The sequence below is a fragment of the Streptomyces torulosus genome (assembly GCF_001419765.1).
In the GTDB taxonomy this organism is placed as follows: domain Bacteria; phylum Actinomycetota; class Actinomycetes; order Streptomycetales; family Streptomycetaceae; genus Streptomyces; species Streptomyces torulosus.
In genome coordinates this window covers 1-17723 of sequence record NZ_LIRK01000420.1, presented here as the reverse complement: position 1 = coordinate 17723, position 17723 = coordinate 1, and the positions used below count along the sequence as shown (strand labels likewise).

At 67.5% G+C, this 17723-nt stretch carries 18 protein-coding genes and 4 pseudogenes; 12 read left to right on the top strand and 10 right to left on the bottom strand.

The annotated features are described in order from the left end of the window. Positions 1 to 29: 29 nt before the first annotated feature. Positions 30 to 335, bottom strand: a pseudogene (locus AOK23_RS27395) (ATP-binding protein); the annotation flags it as partial. 541 nt (positions 336 to 876) lie between these two features. Here AOK23_RS27395 and AOK23_RS27390 point away from each other — a divergent pair. After that, positions 877 to 1104, top strand: coding sequence for an aldo-keto reductase family protein (locus tag AOK23_RS27390; protein ID WP_055715292.1), 228 nt, complete (start codon positions 877 to 879; stop codon positions 1102 to 1104). Positions 1105 to 1221: 117 nt separating this feature from the next. Here AOK23_RS27390 and AOK23_RS27385 read toward each other — a convergent pair whose 3' ends face one another. From AOK23_RS27385 to AOK23_RS50350, 3 genes and pseudogenes are all read right to left on the bottom strand, one after another. Further along, positions 1222 to 2574, bottom strand: coding sequence for a glycoside hydrolase family 43 protein (locus AOK23_RS27385; protein ID WP_055715291.1), 1353 nt, complete (start codon positions 2572 to 2574; stop codon positions 1222 to 1224). Between the two features lie 47 nt (positions 2575 to 2621). Beyond that, positions 2622 to 3345, bottom strand: a pseudogene (locus tag AOK23_RS45635) (hypothetical protein); the annotation flags it as partial. 735 nt (positions 3346 to 4080) lie between these two features. After that, positions 4081 to 4578: an SDR family oxidoreductase gene (locus AOK23_RS50350; protein ID WP_079049728.1), complete on the bottom strand. Its 498-nt coding sequence runs from the start codon at positions 4576 to 4578 to the stop codon at positions 4081 to 4083. Here AOK23_RS50350 and AOK23_RS48080 point away from each other — a divergent pair. Continuing rightward, complete coding sequence (locus AOK23_RS48080) at positions 4536 to 4700, top strand: hypothetical protein (protein ID WP_157878170.1); 165 nt, start codon at positions 4536 to 4538, stop codon at positions 4698 to 4700. The genes AOK23_RS50350 and AOK23_RS48080 overlap by 43 nt on opposite strands. Before the next feature lie 180 nt (positions 4701 to 4880). Here the strand turns inward: AOK23_RS48080 and AOK23_RS48075 are convergent, their stop codons facing one another. Beyond that, complete coding sequence (locus AOK23_RS48075; protein ID WP_055715289.1) at positions 4881 to 5171, bottom strand: hypothetical protein; 291 nt, start codon at positions 5169 to 5171, stop codon at positions 4881 to 4883. Positions 5172 to 5294: 123 nt separating this feature from the next. Between AOK23_RS48075 and AOK23_RS27370 the strand changes: the two genes are divergently transcribed. From AOK23_RS27370 to AOK23_RS50345, 4 genes and pseudogenes are all read left to right on the top strand, one after another. Continuing rightward, entirely contained in the window at positions 5295 to 6401 is a 1107-nt protein-coding gene (locus AOK23_RS27370) for an SGNH/GDSL hydrolase family protein (RefSeq protein ID WP_055715288.1), read from the top strand. A gap of 45 nt (positions 6402 to 6446) precedes the next feature. Continuing rightward, positions 6447 to 6596 (top strand): annotated as a pseudogene (locus AOK23_RS47090) (IS701 family transposase); the annotation flags it as partial. A gap of 137 nt (positions 6597 to 6733) precedes the next feature. Continuing rightward, positions 6734 to 8335 (top strand): annotated as a pseudogene (locus AOK23_RS27365) (glycoside hydrolase family 43 protein); the annotation flags it as partial. Then, the gene (locus AOK23_RS50345) at positions 8312 to 8824 is read left to right on the top strand and encodes an RICIN domain-containing protein (RefSeq protein ID WP_240496583.1); all 513 of its coding nucleotides are present in this window, start codon (positions 8312 to 8314) and stop codon (positions 8822 to 8824) included. The pseudogene AOK23_RS27365 and the gene AOK23_RS50345, both read left to right, overlap by 24 nt. A 424-nt stretch (positions 8825 to 9248) precedes the next feature. Here AOK23_RS50345 and AOK23_RS27360 read toward each other — a convergent pair whose 3' ends face one another. Continuing rightward, positions 9249 to 9647: a hypothetical protein gene (locus AOK23_RS27360; protein WP_055715286.1), complete on the bottom strand. Its 399-nt coding sequence runs from the start codon at positions 9645 to 9647 to the stop codon at positions 9249 to 9251. Further along, a complete protein-coding gene (locus AOK23_RS27355; RefSeq protein ID WP_055715285.1) occupies positions 9644 to 10492 on the bottom strand; it encodes an IS5 family transposase in 849 nt (282 codons plus the stop codon). The genes AOK23_RS27360 and AOK23_RS27355 overlap by 4 nt, the downstream gene beginning before the upstream one ends. Positions 10493 to 10711: 219 nt before the next feature. Here AOK23_RS27355 and AOK23_RS27350 point away from each other — a divergent pair, with 219 nt between their 5' ends. Further along, the gene (locus tag AOK23_RS27350; protein ID WP_055715293.1) at positions 10712 to 11221 is read left to right on the top strand and encodes a hypothetical protein; all 510 of its coding nucleotides are present in this window, start codon (positions 10712 to 10714) and stop codon (positions 11219 to 11221) included. Here AOK23_RS27350 and AOK23_RS27345 read toward each other — a convergent pair. After that, complete coding sequence (locus AOK23_RS27345; protein WP_240496579.1) at positions 11154 to 11969, bottom strand: IS5 family transposase; 816 nt, start codon at positions 11967 to 11969, stop codon at positions 11154 to 11156. The two genes, AOK23_RS27350 and AOK23_RS27345, sit on opposite strands and share 68 nt — an antisense overlap. A gap of 267 nt (positions 11970 to 12236) precedes the next feature. Further along, the gene (locus tag AOK23_RS27340; protein WP_055715283.1) at positions 12237 to 12809 is read right to left on the bottom strand and encodes a GNAT family N-acetyltransferase; all 573 of its coding nucleotides are present in this window, start codon (positions 12807 to 12809) and stop codon (positions 12237 to 12239) included. A 1180-nt stretch (positions 12810 to 13989) separates the two neighbouring features. On the opposite strand from AOK23_RS27340, the gene AOK23_RS51510 reads away from it, so the two are divergent. The 4 genes from AOK23_RS51510 to AOK23_RS51725 all read left to right on the top strand — a co-directional run bounded on the left by AOK23_RS51510 (position 13990) and on the right by AOK23_RS51725 (position 16057). Then, on the top strand, positions 13990 to 14124 hold the full coding sequence (locus AOK23_RS51510) for a hypothetical protein (protein ID WP_276205760.1): 135 nt from the start codon (positions 13990 to 13992) through the stop codon (positions 14122 to 14124). Positions 14125 to 14159: 35 nt separating this feature from the next. Further along, a complete protein-coding gene (locus tag AOK23_RS27335) occupies positions 14160 to 15374 on the top strand; it encodes a M24 family metallopeptidase (protein ID WP_055715282.1) in 1215 nt (404 codons plus the stop codon). Further along, positions 15371 to 15703: a hypothetical protein gene (locus tag AOK23_RS27330; protein WP_055715281.1), complete on the top strand. Its 333-nt coding sequence runs from the start codon at positions 15371 to 15373 to the stop codon at positions 15701 to 15703. The genes AOK23_RS27335 and AOK23_RS27330 overlap by 4 nt, the downstream gene beginning before the upstream one ends. Positions 15704 to 15787: 84 nt before the next feature. Further along, positions 15788 to 16057, top strand: a complete 270-nt coding sequence (locus tag AOK23_RS51725) for a DUF397 domain-containing protein (protein ID WP_079049729.1) — start codon at positions 15788 to 15790, stop codon at positions 16055 to 16057. A 33-nt stretch (positions 16058 to 16090) separates the two neighbouring features. On the opposite strand, the gene AOK23_RS27325 is transcribed toward AOK23_RS51725, so the two are convergent. After that, positions 16091 to 16993: an NmrA/HSCARG family protein gene (locus AOK23_RS27325; RefSeq protein WP_055715280.1), complete on the bottom strand. Its 903-nt coding sequence runs from the start codon at positions 16991 to 16993 to the stop codon at positions 16091 to 16093. Positions 16994 to 17044: 51 nt separating this feature from the next. Here AOK23_RS27325 and AOK23_RS27320 point away from each other — a divergent pair, with 51 nt between their 5' ends. Then, entirely contained in the window at positions 17045 to 17518 is a 474-nt protein-coding gene (locus AOK23_RS27320; protein WP_199834958.1) for a MarR family winged helix-turn-helix transcriptional regulator, read from the top strand. Positions 17519 to 17723: the final 205 nt, after the last annotated feature.

Sequence of the window (17723 nt, the reverse complement as noted above, 5' to 3'; positions counted from 1 at the left end):
CCAGCGACGACGGCACGACCGCGCGCTCGTCACAGGCTGAGGTAGAAGCGCACGGTCGTGCCGTCGTCGCTGGTGTGTACGCGCACCAGGTCGGACACGTAGTGGACCAGCAGCAGGCCCCGGCCGCCCACCCGTCCGCGCTCCGGCGGGCGGCGGCCGGCCAGCGGATCGGTCAGCCGGCCCGCGTCACGGACCTCGATAACGAGCTGTTCCTGCTCGGCCCAGATGGCGAGTGTCCCGCGGCCTCCGCCGTGGACCACGCTGTTGGTCGTCAGCTCCGCGGCCGCCAGCTCCACATCCATCAGCCGCTCCCCGGCCAGGCCCAGCCGCATCGCCTGAGCGAGAGTCGATCTCCCTGAGCGCGGTCTCCCACTCGGGGCGCCCTTCCAGCGCACCCGTGCGACGAAGGTTGCTCAACCACTGCCCCACCGGCCTGTCCAGGGCCACGGCCGACTCGGAGCACAGAGGGTCCAGTGGTCTTCGTGGTACGCCTTGGCGGCCTCCAGGTTCTCCTGGAAGCGCTCATCCGCGACCGTGGCGTAGCTGACGCGTTTGCTTATTGATCTTGGTTGTGGCTGGTGTTGCTCAGCTGTATTGAGCGGCGTGTTCGTTTCGCGGTGGGGTTTGCGCGGAGTCGAGTGTCCGATGCCGGAGGGTTCGTGGGTTGAGCTGGTTGTTTGGTGCTGCGCAGTGAGCTGAGTGGGGTGGCGGTCTGCGCGCAAGGTGGTTGGCGCGTCTATAGGTACCGGTGCCGGTCTTGTGAGGGCTGGGGCGGCAAGGGGGTTCAGCGGGTGGTCAGGCGTTGCCAGAGCAGGTCGTGGTCGGCGGGTGCGAGGCGGGGCGGTTGGAGGCGGCCGCCTGGCCCTGCACCGCGCGATGGGGGAGGCGTTCGTCGTCCTCGAGGAAGCCGTGGCGGCCGGGAACGTGGCCGGGTACGGCATCGCCACGTGGGCGGGTCTGGAAGAGGAGGCGTTCACGGTGGGGGAGCTGCTCGCCCTGGCCGCTGAAGCCGCGGGCGGCCGTCATCACCTGGTCGCGGTCCAGATGCCGGTGAGCCCGGTGATGATGACGGGTCAGGCCAGGACTCGTCCCGGTACAGCGTGACGAAGCAGGAAGTCACGGATTTCCGTCCGAAGACTGTGCCGCGTAGCGGCGCAGTCTTCGGACGGGAAGGGCAGAATCCTCGGGCTTCAGCCCGAGGAGCAAGTCAACGCGGTGCGGTTATGCGGCGCGGGTGAACTGCCACCAGTTCATGTTGAACAGGTAGCCGCTGCCGCCGGTGAACCGCAGGTAGAGGTCCTGGGTTCCCGTCATGCCGCTCACTGGGCAGGTCACCGTGGTCCAGGTCTGCCAGCCGCCGGTATTCGGCACACTGCACCGGCCCACGACCGTCCCGCTCGGACTGCCCAGGCGCAGCTCGACGGTGCCGCCGCCGGTGTCGGAGGCCACGCGCGCGGTGAAGGAGGAGGCGCCGGCCCCGAAGGCCACTCCCTTGACCTTGATGTAGTCGCCGTTTTCGATCCAGCCGACGTTCATTCCGCCGTCACTGGTCCATTCGGTCTCGATCCCGGAACCCCAGGCGATCGTCTCGGCCTCCTGGCGTACGTACGGGTCAAGCGCACCGACCTGGGGTGCACCGGTGTTCGTCATGTTGATCGTCGGGATCGTTCCGTCGGCGTTGTAGGAGAACTTCTCCACCGCGACCGAGCGGGTGAAGCCGCCGCCGCCCGGGAGGGCGCCGTTGTGGTAGAAGAAATACGAGTTGCCCTGAAAGTCCACGATGCCCGCGTGGTTGGTGAAGCTGTTGCCCTGGGCGGGCATGACTGTTCCACGGTAGGTCCACGGCCCGGTCGGGCTGGGTGCCGTGGAGTAGGCGATGAACTCCGCGCAGCACCTAGCCGCATACACCATGTAGTACAGGCCGTTGCGCTTGTAGACCCAGGGTGCTTCTTCGTACAGCGTGGGACGGTCGGGGTTGTCGGTGCGGGTTCCGAAGCCCGCGGTGGTGAGCGGAATTTGGACGGGGCTGCCTGCGTAAGACGTCATGTCCGCGTTCAGCTTGACGTACCACAGGTTCGGATTACCCCAGTACAGGTAGGCCTGGCCGTCGTCGTCGATGAAGACGGTCGGGTCGATCTCACTGTTCTCCATCAGCGGGTGGCCGAGGGCGTCCCGGAACGGGCCGGTGGGGCTGTCCGACACCGCCACGCCGATGGCCATCCGGCCGGTCGCCCGGGCCGTCACCGGCACATACCAGTAGAACTTGCCGCCCCGTTCGATGGCCTGGCCCGCCCACGCGTCGCTGGACGCCCAGCTGAAGGTGGTCAGGCTGAGCGGTGAGCCGTGGTCGGTCCAGTTGACCATGTCGGCGGAGGACCACACCCGCCAGTCCTTCATCACGAAGGAGGAGTTGGAGCCGTCCTCGTCGTGCCCGGTGTAGAGGTAGACCCGTCCGTTGTGCACCAGTGGGGCTGGGTCGGCGGTGTAGACGTGCTGCACGATCGGGTTGTCGGCCCTGGCCGTGGTGGGCTGCACCGCGGCGGGAACGACGGCGAACACCAGCAGGAGGCCCACCACCCAGGCGGCTGCCCGGGTGAGTCTCGTACCGGTGGCGGGTGATCTCACTGCGGTCGGGTGAGCCGTTGGCCTGTGAACGGCGGTGCTGGCCATGGTGTGGTCCTTCCTGGGGCTGCGGGTCGGGGACTGAGCAGCTGGTCAGGTGCGGGGGAGGGACGTTGCTGCGCTCGGGGTGTGGTCAGCGCGAACCGTGCGATGCGGACGGAGCCGCCGAGTGTCTGCGCGGCGTAGCTGGACAGGGCGAAGCGGTAGCCCGTGAAGAAACTGCCAGGTGTTGCCCATGGTGAACGCGGCCCCGGGCGGGTGAAGTTGGTGTTGTCGGTGCTGTGGGAGAAGGTTCCCGGGCGGGAGGCGCCGGGGTGGATGTCGGCGGCCGCGCGCAGCCAGATGCGACCGCCCGTGACGTTAGCGCTCGCGACTTCGGTGCCGGTGGTGTTCCAGTTGCTGTCCGTCGGGGATCGTCGCGTAGTCCAGCTGGATGGTCGCGGTGGAGGTGGGTCCTTGAATCCGGTGGGTGAGGGTATTGCGGGCCCAGTACAAGTCGTTGGTGGCCGTCGCGGTGCGCCGGGTCAGGCCGTTGTTGACGGACCACTTGTCGTGATCCGGATTATGGTTCGATTCCCGCTTCGGTTTCACGGTCGTTCCGTCGAAGGCGTCGCCGCAGGTCAGTGGGGTGACCTGGCGGGGTGGGGGCGGCAGGACAGGGCTGGGATACGACGTGCCTCAGGCACGGCCTACGAGTTGGACGACGGGCCGGCCGCCCCAGGTCTGACAGGAGGACCACGGCCGCGCGGCACAGGCGCGGGCATGGTGCGGGCGACGTCACACGATGCTCCGGGAGGCGATCGGGGCTCGCCGCACGAATGCCGGGCACCCTTCCAAGTCCGTCATGCCCGGCATGCGCACCATGCGCAAGCCGCTTCGGCCGTGCGTGTTCGATACTGCGAACGTGAACCGATCCTTCGGACGGCATGGATCCTAGGAGTTGAGAGCGGACGGCACAAGATCCTTGATCGACCCATTCCTGCCGAAGATCGAGGAGCGGGTCGACCGGTCGCAGCGCACGGTGCGAGCCGACAAGCTCCACGAACGCCTCCGGCTACTGGAGTTCGCCGGGGACGAGCGGACGACGCGGCGGGCGGTCGCGCGGGTGAAGGAAACAGTGGCGGGCCGGCCACCGTCGTACTTACCGGCCGTTGGATCGCCGAGCCCGGCCTCTGGTTTCAGTTCGACTGGGGATCGGGCCCGAAAGTGCCTGGCCCGGCGGTGGAAGCGAGCGCGAGACGCTGTTGTTCTGCCCATGGCTGGCGTGGTCCCGCTTTTACTCACCGACAACGAGAAGACGATGACCATCGACTGGGTCACCGGGATCGCGGTCCGTCATCCTCAAGTCGTGCACTTGGACCGGGCGGCAACCTTTTCGGGAACGGCGGCAACCAGTACGGCAACGGTGCCTGTCCAAGCCCGCGCCCGCACCGCTAGCTGACCCTCTACCAAAGACCCCTACACCACGGGACTTGCGGCCGCCTGGTTCAGTTGTGAATGTTCCGGCTTGCGAATTTTGCGAGAGGTATTGACGCTGATCACCGGAATCTTATTATCCAGTTGCTCGACACTTCGAACTGTGTTCGCTATGCCGAACACTTCAGGGCCGCACCACACCGCCTCCGGATGGCCCCAGACGGCCCCCGACGGGCCAGGCCGGAGTCGCTTGCTCAAGGATGACGACCAGATCTGACCGGTGACATGACCGCCTCGGCGTCGAACGAGGAGAAAGGCGGCGACGTTGGCGATCTCCTGCGGGGTTCCGAGCCGGTCCTGGGGGACCTGGCCGGCGAGCATCTCGAGCTGGTCGGCTGGGGCGTTGTCCAGGATGGGCGTGTGGGTCACGCCCGGGGCGACGGCGTTGACGCGGATGTTCTGGGTCGCGTACTCGAGGGCCGCGACGCGGCGCCGAGGTGCGGCCCGACTACGACACCGAGTGGGCCGCGATGAAAGCAGTCGCCGCGAAACTCGGCAGCGGCACTACCGAGACGCTGCGCAAGTGGGTCCGTCAGGACGAGATCGATGCCGACACCCGGCCGGGGACGACGATGGAGGAGTCCGCGCAGGTCAGGCGATGAAGAAGGAGATCGCAACCGGGTGTCGAAGCGCTTCACTGGCCGCGAACGATAACGGCACATTTCGAACAGAACAAGAGGGACCACAAGAAGAAATTTTCTTGCATTCCAGCCATTGACAATCCGATAGAAGCGATGACAACTTCGAAGCGCTTCAACACTCCCTACCTGCCTATTTAGAGGTCAGACTTGCGTTTTCCGTCCCTCCCTGCGACCGAGAGGCATCCGTTCCGCGACGCCGCGCTGCCAATGGGCAAGCGCATCGACGATCTGCTCGGTCGGCTCACGCTCGGCGAGCGGATCGCACTGCTCCACCAGTACGCACCGGACGTGGAGCGCCTCGGCATCGCCTCGTTCCGCACCGGGCACGGAGGCGCTGCACGGCGTCTCCTGGCTCGGCGAGGCGACGGTCTCTCCGCAGTCGAGCACCGGGGCAGACGGGACGCCGGATGGCTCGACGTTGTCAACGCTCACCTCGCAAGCGCTTCCCCACCACGCCGTTCCGCCAGTACGTCATGTGCCCGCTATGCCAGCGGGACGACACACCAGCCGAGTTGCCGACACGAACGTCGAGCACTCGCAGAAGAGGACGCCCGCATGAGAAAGCCTTGGCTTCTACCCCTCGTCACGCTTGTCGCTGCCGCGCTCGGGGTGACGGCAGCAGGTGTGGCACCTGCCTCCGCCGCCTCGACCACGCCTTTGCGGGTCATGCCGTTGGGTGACTCGATCACCTGGGGTGTGGGAAGCAGTACGGGCAACGGCTACCGGGCTCCCTTGTGGGACAAGCTCGCGGCAGACGGCCATCCGCTGGACTTCGTCGGCAAGTTGCGGGGCGGTTCGATGTCCGACCCCGACAACGAGGGTTACCAGGGATACAGGATCCACCAGATCGCCGAACTCGCCGACGTCGCGCTGACCCGCTACCGGCCCAACGTCGTGACGCTGATGATCGGCACCAACGACCTGGCCGGGAGCTATCAGGTCTCCACCGCCACCGACCGGCTGAAGTCGCTGGTCAACCAGATCACCGCCGACGTCCCCGACGCGACCGTCCTCGTGGCCTCCCTGGTCGTGTCCACCAGCGGCACGGAGGAGCAGTACCGTGCCGCGTACAACCGGGCCATCCCCCAGATCGTGAGCGAGGCGCAGGCCGCGGGCAAGCGCGTCGCGTACGTGGACATGAGCAGCCTGACCACGGCCGACCTGGCCGACGCCCTGCATCCCAACGACGCGGGCTACCAGAAGATGGCCGACGCCTTCCACCGCGGCATCCAGTCCGCGGACAGCGCAGGGTGGCTGAGGAACCCCGCCCCCGTCCCCGCACCCGTGCAGTCGGAGTTGGGCGGCAAGTGCCTGGACGTCAGCGGCTTCGGCACGGCCAACGGGACCGCCGTCCAGACCTGGAGCTGCACCGGCGCCGTCAACCAGTTCTGGTCCGCCTACACCGACGGCACCCTGCGCTCCATGGGCAAGTGCCTCGACGCCTCCGGCTTCGGCACCGCCAACGGCACCAAGGTGCAGCTCTGGACCTGCCACGGCGGCTCCAACCAGGTCTGGGAGCCCTACAACGGCGGCTACCGCAACCCCGTCTCCGGCCGCTGCCTCGACATTCCGGGCTTCTCCACGACCGACGGCACACAGCTCCACCTGTGGGACTGCCACGGCGGCTCCAACCAGAAGTGGACCACTCTGGCCGCCGGATGACCCCGACTCCCGGGACCGGAGCCCCTCCCCGCCCCGGTCCCGGGATTCAAGGGCCGCTCCTGGACCGGCTGGCATCACCACGTCACCCTGGTCACCGCCGCCCACGCGTTCCTGACCGAGCAGCGCCTGGCCCCAGACGCCGATACAGCGGGTTCACCCTCTACCAGATCCTCGACACCATCCAAGACCTGCTGAACTGCTGGACCGGCACCTGCACCACCTGCCACCGCCCCCTGCCCAGAACATCCGCCACCAACCAGAACCCCAGAGCCAGAGCGACATTTCGAACTTCGGCTCTCGGTCCCCCTTACCCGTGAGGAAGCTGATTTCACATGTCCTGGCTCCAACACCCCCACAGCCGCCGAAGAGTCATGGCGGTCACCGCCGGCCTGGTCGCGGGCACCACGCTGCCGGCGATGCGCGCGGCGGCGGCCACGGCGGCCCAGCAGGAACGGTTCATCAACCCGGTGATCTGGCAGGACTTCGCCGACCTCGAGGTCATCCGCGTCGGCGACGCGTACTACTACAGCGCCTCCACCATGCACTTCTCGCCGGGCGCGCCCGTCCTGCGCTCCTACGACCTGGTCAACTGGGAGTTCATCGGCCACTCGGTGCCGGTCCTGGACTTCGGTGACGCGTACGACCTCAAGGGCGGACGGGCGTACGTCCAGGGCATCTATGCGTCCTCGATGCGCTACCGCCCCAGCGACAAGACCTTCTACTGGCTGGGCCAGATCGGCTGGCAGCGGTCGTACGTATACAGGGCCACCAACGCGGCGGGCCCCTGGACCCGGCACGCCGAGATCGGCAGCGGTTACTACGACGCGGGGCTGCTCTTCGACGACGACGGCACCCCGTACGTGGCGTACGGCGTCAACGAGATCCGCGTCGCGCAGCTCTCCCCGGACATGCGCACCGAGGTCAGGTCCGAGCACGTGCTCACCAAGCCCGACGCGTTGCACCTGATGGAGGGCTCCCGCTTCTACAAGATCAACGGGAACTACTACATCTTCGTCACCCGCCCGCCCAACGGCCAGTACGTCTGGAAGTCCACCTCAGGCCCCTTCGGCCCGTACGAGATGCGGGAGGTGCTGTTGGACCTGCCCGGCCCGATCCCCGGCGGCGGCATACCGCACCAGGGCTCGCTGGTCGACACCCCCAACGGCGACTGGTACTACATGGGCTTCATCGACGCCTATCCCGGCGGCCGCGTCCCCGCCCTGGCCCCGGTCACCTGGAACGCCGAGGGCTGGCCCCAGCTCCAGAAAGTCGACGGCACGTGGGGCGAGACATACCCCTACCCGGTCACCCCGCGCCCGCTCCCGCCGATGACCGGCGCCGACACCTTCGAGGGGACGGCGCTGGCGCCGCACTGGGAGTGGAACCACAACCCCGACACCACGGCGTTCACCGTCGACAACGGGCTCACCCTCAGGACCGCCACCGTCACCGACGACCTCTACAGCGCCCGTAACACCCTCACCCGCCGCATCCAGGGCCCCGCCTCCACCGCGACCGTCGTGCTCGACTACTCCGGGATGACGGACGGTGACCGGGCCGGGCTGGCGATGCTGCGGGACTCCTCCGCCTGGATCGGCGTCACGCGGCTGAACGGCGTCAGCAGGCTGGTGATGTTCGACGGCCTGGCCATGGACGCCGGCTGGAAGACCAGCAGCACCGGCACCGAGCGGGCCCGCGCCGACCTCCCCGCGTCCGGCAGCCGCGTTTGGCTGCGCGCCTCCGCCGACATCAGCCCGGGGCCGGGCCGCCAGGCGACGTTCTCCTACAGCACCGACGGCACCACCTTCACCCGGCTCGGCCCGGCCTTCACCATGAACGAGCGGCCTCATTTCTTCATGGGCTACCGCTTCGCCGTCTTCAACCACGCCACCCGGGCCCTCGGCGGCAAAGTGCGGGTGGAACGCTTCGACTTGCGCGCGTGCGCGCCGGCGGCGAATCCGGGCGCTGTGGACGCGAACGCCTGGTACGTCATCGTCAACCGCAACAGCGGCAAGGCACTGGACGTGTCGGGCGTGAGCTCCGCGGACGGCGCCGCGGTCAATCAGTGGGCCCGGATCGACAGGACCAACCAGCAGTTCCAGTTCCTCAACTCCGGTGACGGCTACTACCGGTTGAAGGCGAGGCACTCCGGCAAGGTGCTGGACGTCTCCAGCTGGTCGACGGCCGACAACGCCGCCATCCACCAGTGGAGCGACCACGGTGGCGTGAACCAGCAGTTCCGGTTGGCTAACTCACCGGACGGATACGTCCGGTTGATCAACCGCAACAGCGGGAAGGCCGTCGAGGTACCGGGCTTCTCCTCCGCCGACGGGACCGGCATCGTCCAGTACTCGGACTGGGGCGGCGCGAACCAGCAGTGGAAACTCGTCCGCGTCGGCTTCACGGGCTTGGGCTCCTGCTGACACCGGTATCCGTTCAAGCCCACCGGAACTCCCCTTGCCCGCTGGGCAAGGGGAGTTCCGGTCTGCGCGCGCCCGAGGTCGCACGACCGACAGCGAGGTCCGAAAGGAGTGCTTTCTGCGGTGACCGACAGATCAACAGAAAGGCACCAAAGCCAGTCTTTGCGCGAGTCAGGCCACCGCTCGAAGCGGCACCAGATCACCCTCACAGTCTTTCCGGACTTGAGTGTTGCGTTTCCGCTGGTGGAGCGTAGGGCCGGAGGTGCCGTGGGAGGAGGGGCCTGTCGTTGTGTCGCTCCCCGGGAGGTCGTGGATGCCGTCGGTGATTGGGCTGCTGGAACAGTGGGCGTTTTCAGTGGGCGGTTCGTAAGGGGATGTCCTCTTCTGGCTGAGGTGAGAGCAAGGCGGCTGGTGGAGGTTGTGTCGGCTATTGCTTCCGGGCGAAGTTGCCGGTGTCGGCCTTGGTGAGGATCCCGAGTTTGACCAGGCGTTTCAGCTTGGCGCGGGTGCCTTCGACGTTCTTCGGCAGCACTTGGTGGCCGAGGGCTTCGCAGACGTCCTTGGCCCGTAGCGGCCCGGTCGCGTGGTTGAAGGCGGCGAGGATGCGGGGGTAGTCCGGGTGCTCGGGCAGGTCCGGCACGACGGCCGGGAGCCGGTCGGCGAGGCTGGTGACGGTCTTGCGGGTGATCGCGAGGTGCTCCAGGTGCATCTCGGCCTCCCGCAGCTTGGTCTGCAGGTCGTCGATTTGTGCGCGGAGGTCGTCGGCCAGGGCCCGGGCGGCGTCTGCCTGGAGGTCCAGGGCGTCGAGCAGGGGCTGGATGTTCACGCTGCCGCCGCCTGCGGCTCGCGCCAGGTGGGGGCGTTCGCGCCGGTGAGGCGCCGGGTCATGGCGTGGGTCATCGCCCAGTAGACGCGGGAGGCGGAGGAGGAGGGGCGGTGCTCGTAGTCGCGGACCAGGCGCCGGTGCAGTATCAGGATCCCGTAGGTCTGCTCGACCCTCCACCGCTTCGGCTGCGGCACGAACCCCTTGACCTGCGGGTTGCGTTGGACGATCTCGACATCGATCCCCAGGCCGGCGCCGTGCGCGACGACCTGGTTCTTGAAGCCCTGGTCGACCAGGGCTTTGCGGACGCTTCCACCGGCGTGCTCGGCGACCTGGTCCAGCAGGAGATTGCCCGCGGCGTTGTCGTGGGTGTTCGCCGCGAGGACGACGACCGCGATGACCAGGCCGAGGACGTCCACGGCCAGGCCGCGCTTGCGGCCGGGCACCCGCTTGGCCGGATCATGGCCGCTCGTGGAGGCGGGGACCCCGGCGGCCACGTGGACACTCTGGGTGTCCAGCACCACCAGGGTCGGGTCCTCTAATCGGCGGGCCCGCTCACGGACCTGGCAGCGCAGGAGTTCATGGATGACCTGGTCGGTCCCGTCGTCCCGCCAGGCGGCGAAGTAGTAGTAGGTCGCGCTCTTCTGCGGCAGATCATGCGGGAGATAGGCCCACTGACAGCCGGTCCGCCCCTGATAGAGGATCGCATTCACGATCTCCCGCATGTCATAGGCACCCTGATGACCGCTGACCGAACGGTGCCGGCCCTTCCACGCGGTGATCACCGGCTCGATCAACAACCACTGCTCGTCCGATAAGTCACTCGGATACGGCTTGCGTTCACTCACCCGGCCACATCAGCAGATCACCAACCGCGGACCGGCAGATTCCGCCCCGCCGCCACACCATCAGGCGGCAGCAGACCCACTCAAAGGCTCACGAACCGCCCACAGACGCTATCCGCTTTCCGAACGTGATCGTTTAGTTCGGGTGGGTGGGTATGAACTCCGGTCAGCGCGGGAGAGATGGCCTGGTTGGTCTGCTCGTCTCGCTCGTGGAGGTGGCTGGTGGCGTCGGTGCTCGGTTTGCTGGAGGCCCGGGAGAAGAAGGTCCGGGAAGAGATCGCACGGTTGCGGGAGGATGCCGAGCGGGCGCAGGCCGCACTCGGTGAGGCGGAACGCGCTCTTCAGCGGCTGGTGGATGCCCGGGCAACGGTGGCCGAGGTGCTGGCAGAGCCGCCTTCCGCGGCCACGGAGCCGCAGCGGGGCTCGGTGGCCGGTCCGGTGGTGCCGCACCGGACCGACAGCATGACGGCGTCGGTCCTGCCGCCGGACTACCAGCGGATCGTGTCGGTGCTGGAGTCGCAAGCAGGCCGGGAGGGCATGCGCTGTCAGCAAATGGCCGCAGCTCTCGGGCTTCAGGTGGTCCCGGCGAAGGTCGAGGGGGTGCGGTCGAAGGCGAAACGCCTAGTGGAGCGGGGGTGGGCTCGGCAGATGCGGCCGGGAGTGTTCACCGCGCTCGTGGTGCCGGCCGGCTCAGGGCACCGGGGCGGCGTCCGGCGAGGCGGCCGCTCATGAGCATGGTCATCGACCACAGCACCATGGCTTCGTGCATGGTGGGCAAGGTCTCGTAGTCGCGCACCAGGCGGCGCGAGCGCATCAGCCAGCTGAGGGTTCTTTCCACCACCCACCTGCGCGGCAGCACCACGAAGCCCGTGGTGTCGTCGGTGCGTCTGACGATCTCCAAAGTGAGCTGGAGGTTCTCGGCCGCCCATTCGACCAGCCGCCCCGCATAGCCGCCGTCCGCCCACACCAGGCGGATGGAGAAGTGCATTTTGCGCAGTTGATTGAGCAGCGGGACGGCGGCGTCGCGGTCCTGCACGCTCGCCGCGGTCACCGCCACGGCCAGGACCAGGCCGAGGCAGTCCACCACCAGGTGCCGCTTGCGGCCGCCCACCTTCTTCCCGCCGTCCCAGCCGGACGTGGAGCGCGGGATGTTCGCCGCCGCCCGCAATGACTGCGAGTCCACGATCGCGGCCGTCGGGTCCATCTTGCTGCCTTCCTTGTCTCGCACGCGGTCGCGCAGCCGGTCGTGGAACTCGGCGAGCAGACCCGTCACCTGCCAACGGCGGGCGAAAGCATGCACACGCCGGTACGGCGGGAAATCCGCAGGCAGATTGGCCCACTTCACGCCGTTGTCGACCACGTAGCGGACTGCATCCAGCATCACGCGGTGGCAATAGCTCTCCGGACGGCCGCCCCGTCCTTCAAGCCACGCGGGCACCGGCAGCACCGCCCTGATGACCTGCCATTCCGCGTCCGTCATGTCCGAGCCGTAACACCGCGCGCGCTCCGGCCCGTCCGCCGCGTTGCCGAACCTGTGCGCGAAGCAGTCACACGACAGGGACGGCGAGTTGGACTCCACACAGGTGAGCGCGAAAGACTGCGTCAACAGGGCCTCCTGGTGATCGGTTTGGTTCGCACCCCCGACCTACCAAGAGGCCCTGCTGTCATGCGCCAGCCCCCGCGCGATCACCCGAACAGGAACCCTGTTCGACCAGACCAGCCTCCTCATCGATAAGCGGATGGCGTCTCAGGTGCCAGGCGTTGCTGCCGGTCGGGTGGATGCACCGACGACACCGTAGGCACGATCGCCAATGGTGAACTCTCCCAGGGGGGCCATGCCGAAACCGTCCACGTGGACTCTCCACGACGCCTGGTTGGCCAGTTCGATGAAGGCGACCATCACATCGGCTCGTCCTGAGGCTGCCTGAAGTGCCGCAGTGAACAGTTCCCGGGCCACTCCCTTCCCGCGGTAGGCGGCGGCGACCACCACGGGCCCGTAGAGCAGGAAGGGTGTGGAACGGAGCGGGTGTCCTTGCCACTCCAGCGAATCCTGCGCATCCAGCAGTGCCTGGATCGGCGGGATCAGACTGGGCATGTTCTCCGGGGAGGCCAGCCCGAGTAGGCCAGCCAGGCGCCCGTCATCGTCCGCGACGAGCAGGCTCCCGTCCTCAGCCATCGAGCGCAGTGTGTCGGCATCGAGGCCACCCTGCACGAAGCCCTGCTTCGCACGCTCCTGCTCCGTGAGCGCGTCGTAGTGATTGGCCGCGAAAAGTTCAGCCATAGCCGGGGCATCGGCCGCAACGGCATGTCGATAGTCCATGGCATTGATCCTGCCGGGTGAAACTTGCTGTGGCCACTTCGTACGCCCTGCCCCTACGGGCGGTCACGCGCATGACACGGCTGGAGCCTCCGCTCAGTTGTCAAGGCCCCCAGGTTTGCTGACATCAGCGTCTGACACCAACAAGCACGAACGGTGGCGATCAACGCCGAACCTCAGCGGCCGACAAGTGGAGGCATAGAGCTGGTTGACCGACGTCGACAACTCCCCGTGATCGACCTGATAAGGATGAGGCCGGACGTTGAAGTCTCCAGCGCCGTCAACTCGACTCATTCAGGGCTCCACCGCCCTCGGGCGCATACGAGGCCAGGGTGCGGAGACTAGAACCGGCCAACCTGAGTCGACTACCCGTTGTCGATCTAAATCAGGTGCCGGCCAGGCCCCATGCATCGAGCCCGCCGTAGATATGGGCCCTTAGGCAGTGGGGGGCGCTGAAGCCTAGGCGAACAGACCCCGGAAAACGGGCATACCGGTTCCCTGTCAAGTTTGTCTGTGTTGCTGAACTCTCGTGTCCAGCCTCTGGCGAACGTCGATGAGATGACTCCGCGTGATGGTTGAGGGAGCTTCTCGTTCTGCTTGACCTTCGAGTCGGGTGGAAGGTTTAGCGTCGGGGGTGTGACCACGTATCGCATCTCGCAGTTGGCTGAGCGCTCCGGCGTCCCGGCCACGACTCTCACGACGCCGGTGCGCGTCGTCTGACACGGCCCCGAGAGCTCAGTTCTTCGAGTGTCAGGTCGATGACGGCGACTTGGTCGCCGGCGTGCCCGAGACTTGCGTAGAGGACGCGGAAGCCGCGCACGGCACCGTCGACGAGTAGCGCCGCCTCGAGGGACTCGAGGCGCAACAGGGTCCGTCCCGGGCGCCGCGGCCGTCAGCTCCAGTCGTAGGACCCCCCGACCGGTTCCATACCTACCGGCACGCTTTGAGCGGATCCAATCATTCCCGTGTCCTCAGAGGCTTGCACCGAAGCCATCGACAACGAGCCGACACATCCGTACTGTATCTACATTCGCGCATGAATGTAAGTTGGGCGGCCAAATGACGACGATGCACATGCAGGTTCAACGGGAACTCCTTGCTCGCCTGGACCGGTCGACTACGCGGTGGACTCCTTCGACGGAGTCCTGATGGGGCTCGCTGTGGCGGCACTCTCGGCCTCGCCATGCCAATCATCGGCTTCGCGGGCACGTTCGCGTGCATGGTCATCGTGCTGGTCATCGCGTGCGTCGTCGTGCTGGCCTTCGGTCCACCCACCGCCCGCGTCAGCCTCGAAGAGGCCGCACTGACGACGCACTGACACCCACTACCTGCACGACCGGAAGGACTTCACCCATGCAGCAACACATCACCGCCGACGCGGCACGCGAGTTCCAGCGCCGCCACGACGCCGTCCTGGCAGCCCTGCGCGAGGAAGGACGCCCGCAGCTCGTTGTGACCAGCACCGAGTCGCTCTTCTACTTCACCGGGGCGACCATCGAGGCGCTGGAACGGCCTTTCTTCCTCGTCCTTGACGCCGACACTGGCGGGCGGCACTTCCTGGTCCCCGAGCTTGAACGCACCCACGTGCTCGGCTTCTGGGGCACCGACAATCAGCAGGTGCTCGCCTACCGCGAGTTCCCCGCGCCGGTCGGCGAAGCCTGGCACGACGTCCTGGCGCCGCTCCTCAAGCACGAGTTCACGTACGAACCGTCGACCCCGGCCTACATCGCCTCGGTGTTCGACGCCCTCGGCGGCAGCCACGCCGACGTGCTCCGCCCGGTGCAGCTAGTCAAGTCCGACTACGAGGTCGCCCAGGTAGCCATCGCCGCCGACTACGCCCGCCGCGGCGTGGAGAAGCTGCTCGTCGGCACCTATCCCGGCACCAGCGTTGTCGAGGGCTACATGACCTCGAACGCCATCCAGCGGGCGGTCATCGCGGAACAGCAAATCTTCAACCCGCTCGCCTCGAGCATCACCGTCGCCGCCTGGCCGGCACCGGTCAGCTCCGAACCCCACTCGGTGCCGCCGCTAGCCGCGACGCTGGACGGCGGGCCCCACGTCGTGATGGCGCTGACCAGGGTCAACGGCTACGCGGCCGAGTGCGAGCGGACCTTCTTCACCCACGCGCCGACCCCTGACGAGCGCGACCTGTTCGCTGCCATGCTCGGCGCCCGCGCGCTGGCCTACTCGATGGTCCTTCCCGGTGTGCACGCCGCGGAGATCGACGAAGCCGTGAACGCCCACCTCGCCGCCCTCGGGTACGACGACCACCAGCAGCGTATGCACCGCACCGGCCACGGGTTCGGTCTCAGCGCGCACGAGCCGCCATGGATCGCGGTCGGCAGCGACGACGTCCTGGCGCCGAACATGCTGATCTCCATCGAGCCTGCTGTCTACGTCGAAGGAATCGGCGGGTACCGACACTCCGACACCGTGCTGGTCACTCAGGACGGCTACCGCTCGCTGAGCCCGACCGCGGACGACATCGACTCGCTCACCCTCACCACCTCGAGCCGGTTCCGGCGCACCAAGGGTGCACTGGTGCGTCGCGTGGCGGGAGTCCGGTGACGGCGCTGCTCCTGGCGCAGGTCGTGTACGCGACCGTGGGCGTGGCCTACAACGTGGTCAGCCTGCGTGCCGTGCGTGCCGGCCGGCAGCCACTGAGCCAGGGGTCGGCCGCGGCGGGGCTGGCGGTGATGCTCGCCTACGGCGCCAGCCTGAGCCTGGGCTTCGCCGGCCTCGACGTGGCCTACCGGGCCGCCATGACCTTGTTCATCGTGGTCATCGGGTACGCCGGTCTGTTGGTCCATCTGCGCCGTGGACCCAGCGAGTACTACCGCACCAGTTATCTAGTGCCGTCAAGTGTCTCTACAGGTCAACGAGTTGAAGTCGTGTAAGGCAAGTTAGGCATATACGAGTGGGCTCCGCTCGGCCGATACCGTGAGCGAGTGACCGGTGTCTCCGGGGTGACTATCGGTGAAATGCCCTGTTCCCTCCCGGTAGAGGACGCCTGGCGGTTCCTGCCGTGGGGCACATGCCAAAGGGCTGGCGCAGACAGGCGGCAGGGGGGCCCTGAAGCAGGCCGGACACGGCGCAAGAGCCGCTACAGCAACACCGACGGCGGCCAGTGCCTCGAAGTCGCCGACAACCTCTGCGTCGCCCTCGTCCGCGACTCCAAGACCCCCGAGGGCCCGGCCCTCGTAGTCCAGGCCACCGCCTGGACCACCTTCGTCACCGCCCGTACGCCGTGACGAACTCCCCGCCTGCTGAGGGACGTACGACCGTCACGTACGAGGGCGGGCTTCAGGGCTCGCCAGATTCCAGTCCTGCGCCGCCGCCCAGTCGGCGAAGGTCTGCCAGGCCACCTCGGGGTGGTCGCGGCGCAGGCCCTCGACATCCACGTCCATGCCCTTGACTGTGAGGTAGCGGAACATGGCGGCCAGATCGGATGAGTGCGCATCGACCTGGTCGAAGGGGACCGTCGCGAACTCGATCGGACGGCCGCAGACGCCGGAGAAGATCTCGGCGATCTCCGCACACGTCAAGCGGTCGGACGCCAGGTCGATGCGCCGCCCGGCGAACTCCTCGGGGTGTCGCAGGACGAGCGCCGCGAACGCGCCGATGTCGGCGGCCGGGATGAACGGCAGCGGCATGTCTGCGGGCAGAGGCAGGGCGAACCGGCCTTCGCGCAGGCCGCTCATCGTCGACTCGCCGGTGTAGTTGTCCATGAAGTTACCCGGGGCGATGACCGTCCAGGGGATGCCCAGGTCCCGCAGACGCAGTTCGACGCGGTACTTGCTGTCGAAGTGGGGGATGCCGGTGCCGCGGTCCGCGTTGGCGGCAGAGGTGAAGACGATGTGCCGGACGGCTTTGCTCGCGGCGGCGGCGTCGAGCAGCGCGAACGCCTGCCGCAGCTCCGCGTCGACATCGATAACGTAGGGCGTGGACATCGCGAACAGCGCATCGGCTCCGGCGAGCGCGGCATCCAGGCCGGCGCGGTCGTCGAAGTCGGCGTACGCAACCTCCGCGCCGAGCCGGCGCAATTCCTCTGCGGCCGCCGACGACGGGTTACGGGTCAGCGCGCGGACCCGTGACCCGTGGCTGAGCAGGGCCCGAGCGGTGGCGCCGCCCTGGACGCCGGTCGCGCCGGTGACAGCGACGATGGGCTGATAAATTGCCTGTGTCATGCAGTGAACATACATTATTGCCTGCGCTGCGCAGACATTGAGGAGCGGATCGTGCCCCTAGGTCATCGGCCGACGTGGCTGGAACTGGACTCCCGGCGGTATCTGGCCTCCTATGTGCTGTTCAACCAGGCGGTGGCCGACCACCTGGGGTTGCACTCGACGGACGTGCAGTGCCTCAACCTGCTCGACATCGAGCCGGGCCCCTGTACGACAGGCAGGATCGCCGAGCTGACCGGCCTCACCAGTGGCTCGGCGACCAGGCTGGTCGACCGCCTGGAGAAGGCCGGGTACGTCATCCGGCGGCGGGACGAGCAGGACCGGCGACGGGTGCTGGTCGAGCCGGTGGCCGCCGCCATGCAGCGCTTCGGCGAGTTCTGGAACTCGCTCGACGAGGGCTGGCAGGCAATGCTCGACGGCTACACCGAACAGGAACTGGCCCTGCTCGGCCGCCATATGCGCCGCACCACCGAACTCGCCCGGCGACAGATCGAGCACCTGCGTGCCCTGCCGGCGGAGTCGAGGTGAGCCCTGCCGTACAAGCGCGGTGTTCAAGGCCCGGTACTCCCGAAGGTGGCGCCCCGGGGCGCCACCTTCGGGAGTACCGGGCCGCCAACGAACGTGCCGTACATGCCTGAACACCCCTCAGATACCTGTCAGGCACGGGCTCCTCGGGCTACTTGCCAGAACATCCCTGACACTCAATCCGCACCCTAGACGAGTCATTCCGAAT

Excerpts from the sequence above, each read along its gene's own strand:
- AOK23_RS27390 (WP_055715292.1), top strand. The coding sequence starts at position 877 with ATGGGGGAGGCGTTCGTCGTCCTCGAGGAAGCCGTGGCGGCCGGGAAC.
- AOK23_RS27370 (WP_055715288.1), top strand. The coding sequence starts at position 5,295 with ATGAGAAAGCCTTGGCTTCTACCCCTCGTCACGCTTGTCGCTGCCGCG.
- AOK23_RS27345 (WP_240496579.1), bottom strand. The coding sequence starts at position 11,969 with ATGACGGACGCGGAATGGCAGGTCATCAGGGCGGTGCTGCCGGTGCCC.
- AOK23_RS27340 (WP_055715283.1), bottom strand. The coding sequence starts at position 12,809 with ATGGACTATCGACATGCCGTTGCGGCCGATGCCCCGGCTATGGCTGAA.
- AOK23_RS51510 (WP_276205760.1), top strand. The coding sequence starts at position 13,990 with ATGCCAATCATCGGCTTCGCGGGCACGTTCGCGTGCATGGTCATCGTG.
- AOK23_RS27335 (WP_055715282.1), top strand. The coding sequence starts at position 14,160 with ATGCAGCAACACATCACCGCCGACGCGGCACGCGAGTTCCAGCGCCGC.
- AOK23_RS51725 (WP_079049729.1), top strand. The coding sequence starts at position 15,788 with ATGCCCTGTTCCCTCCCGGTAGAGGACGCCTGGCGGTTCCTGCCGTGG.
- AOK23_RS27325 (WP_055715280.1), bottom strand. The coding sequence starts at position 16,993 with ATGACACAGGCAATTTATCAGCCCATCGTCGCTGTCACCGGCGCGACC.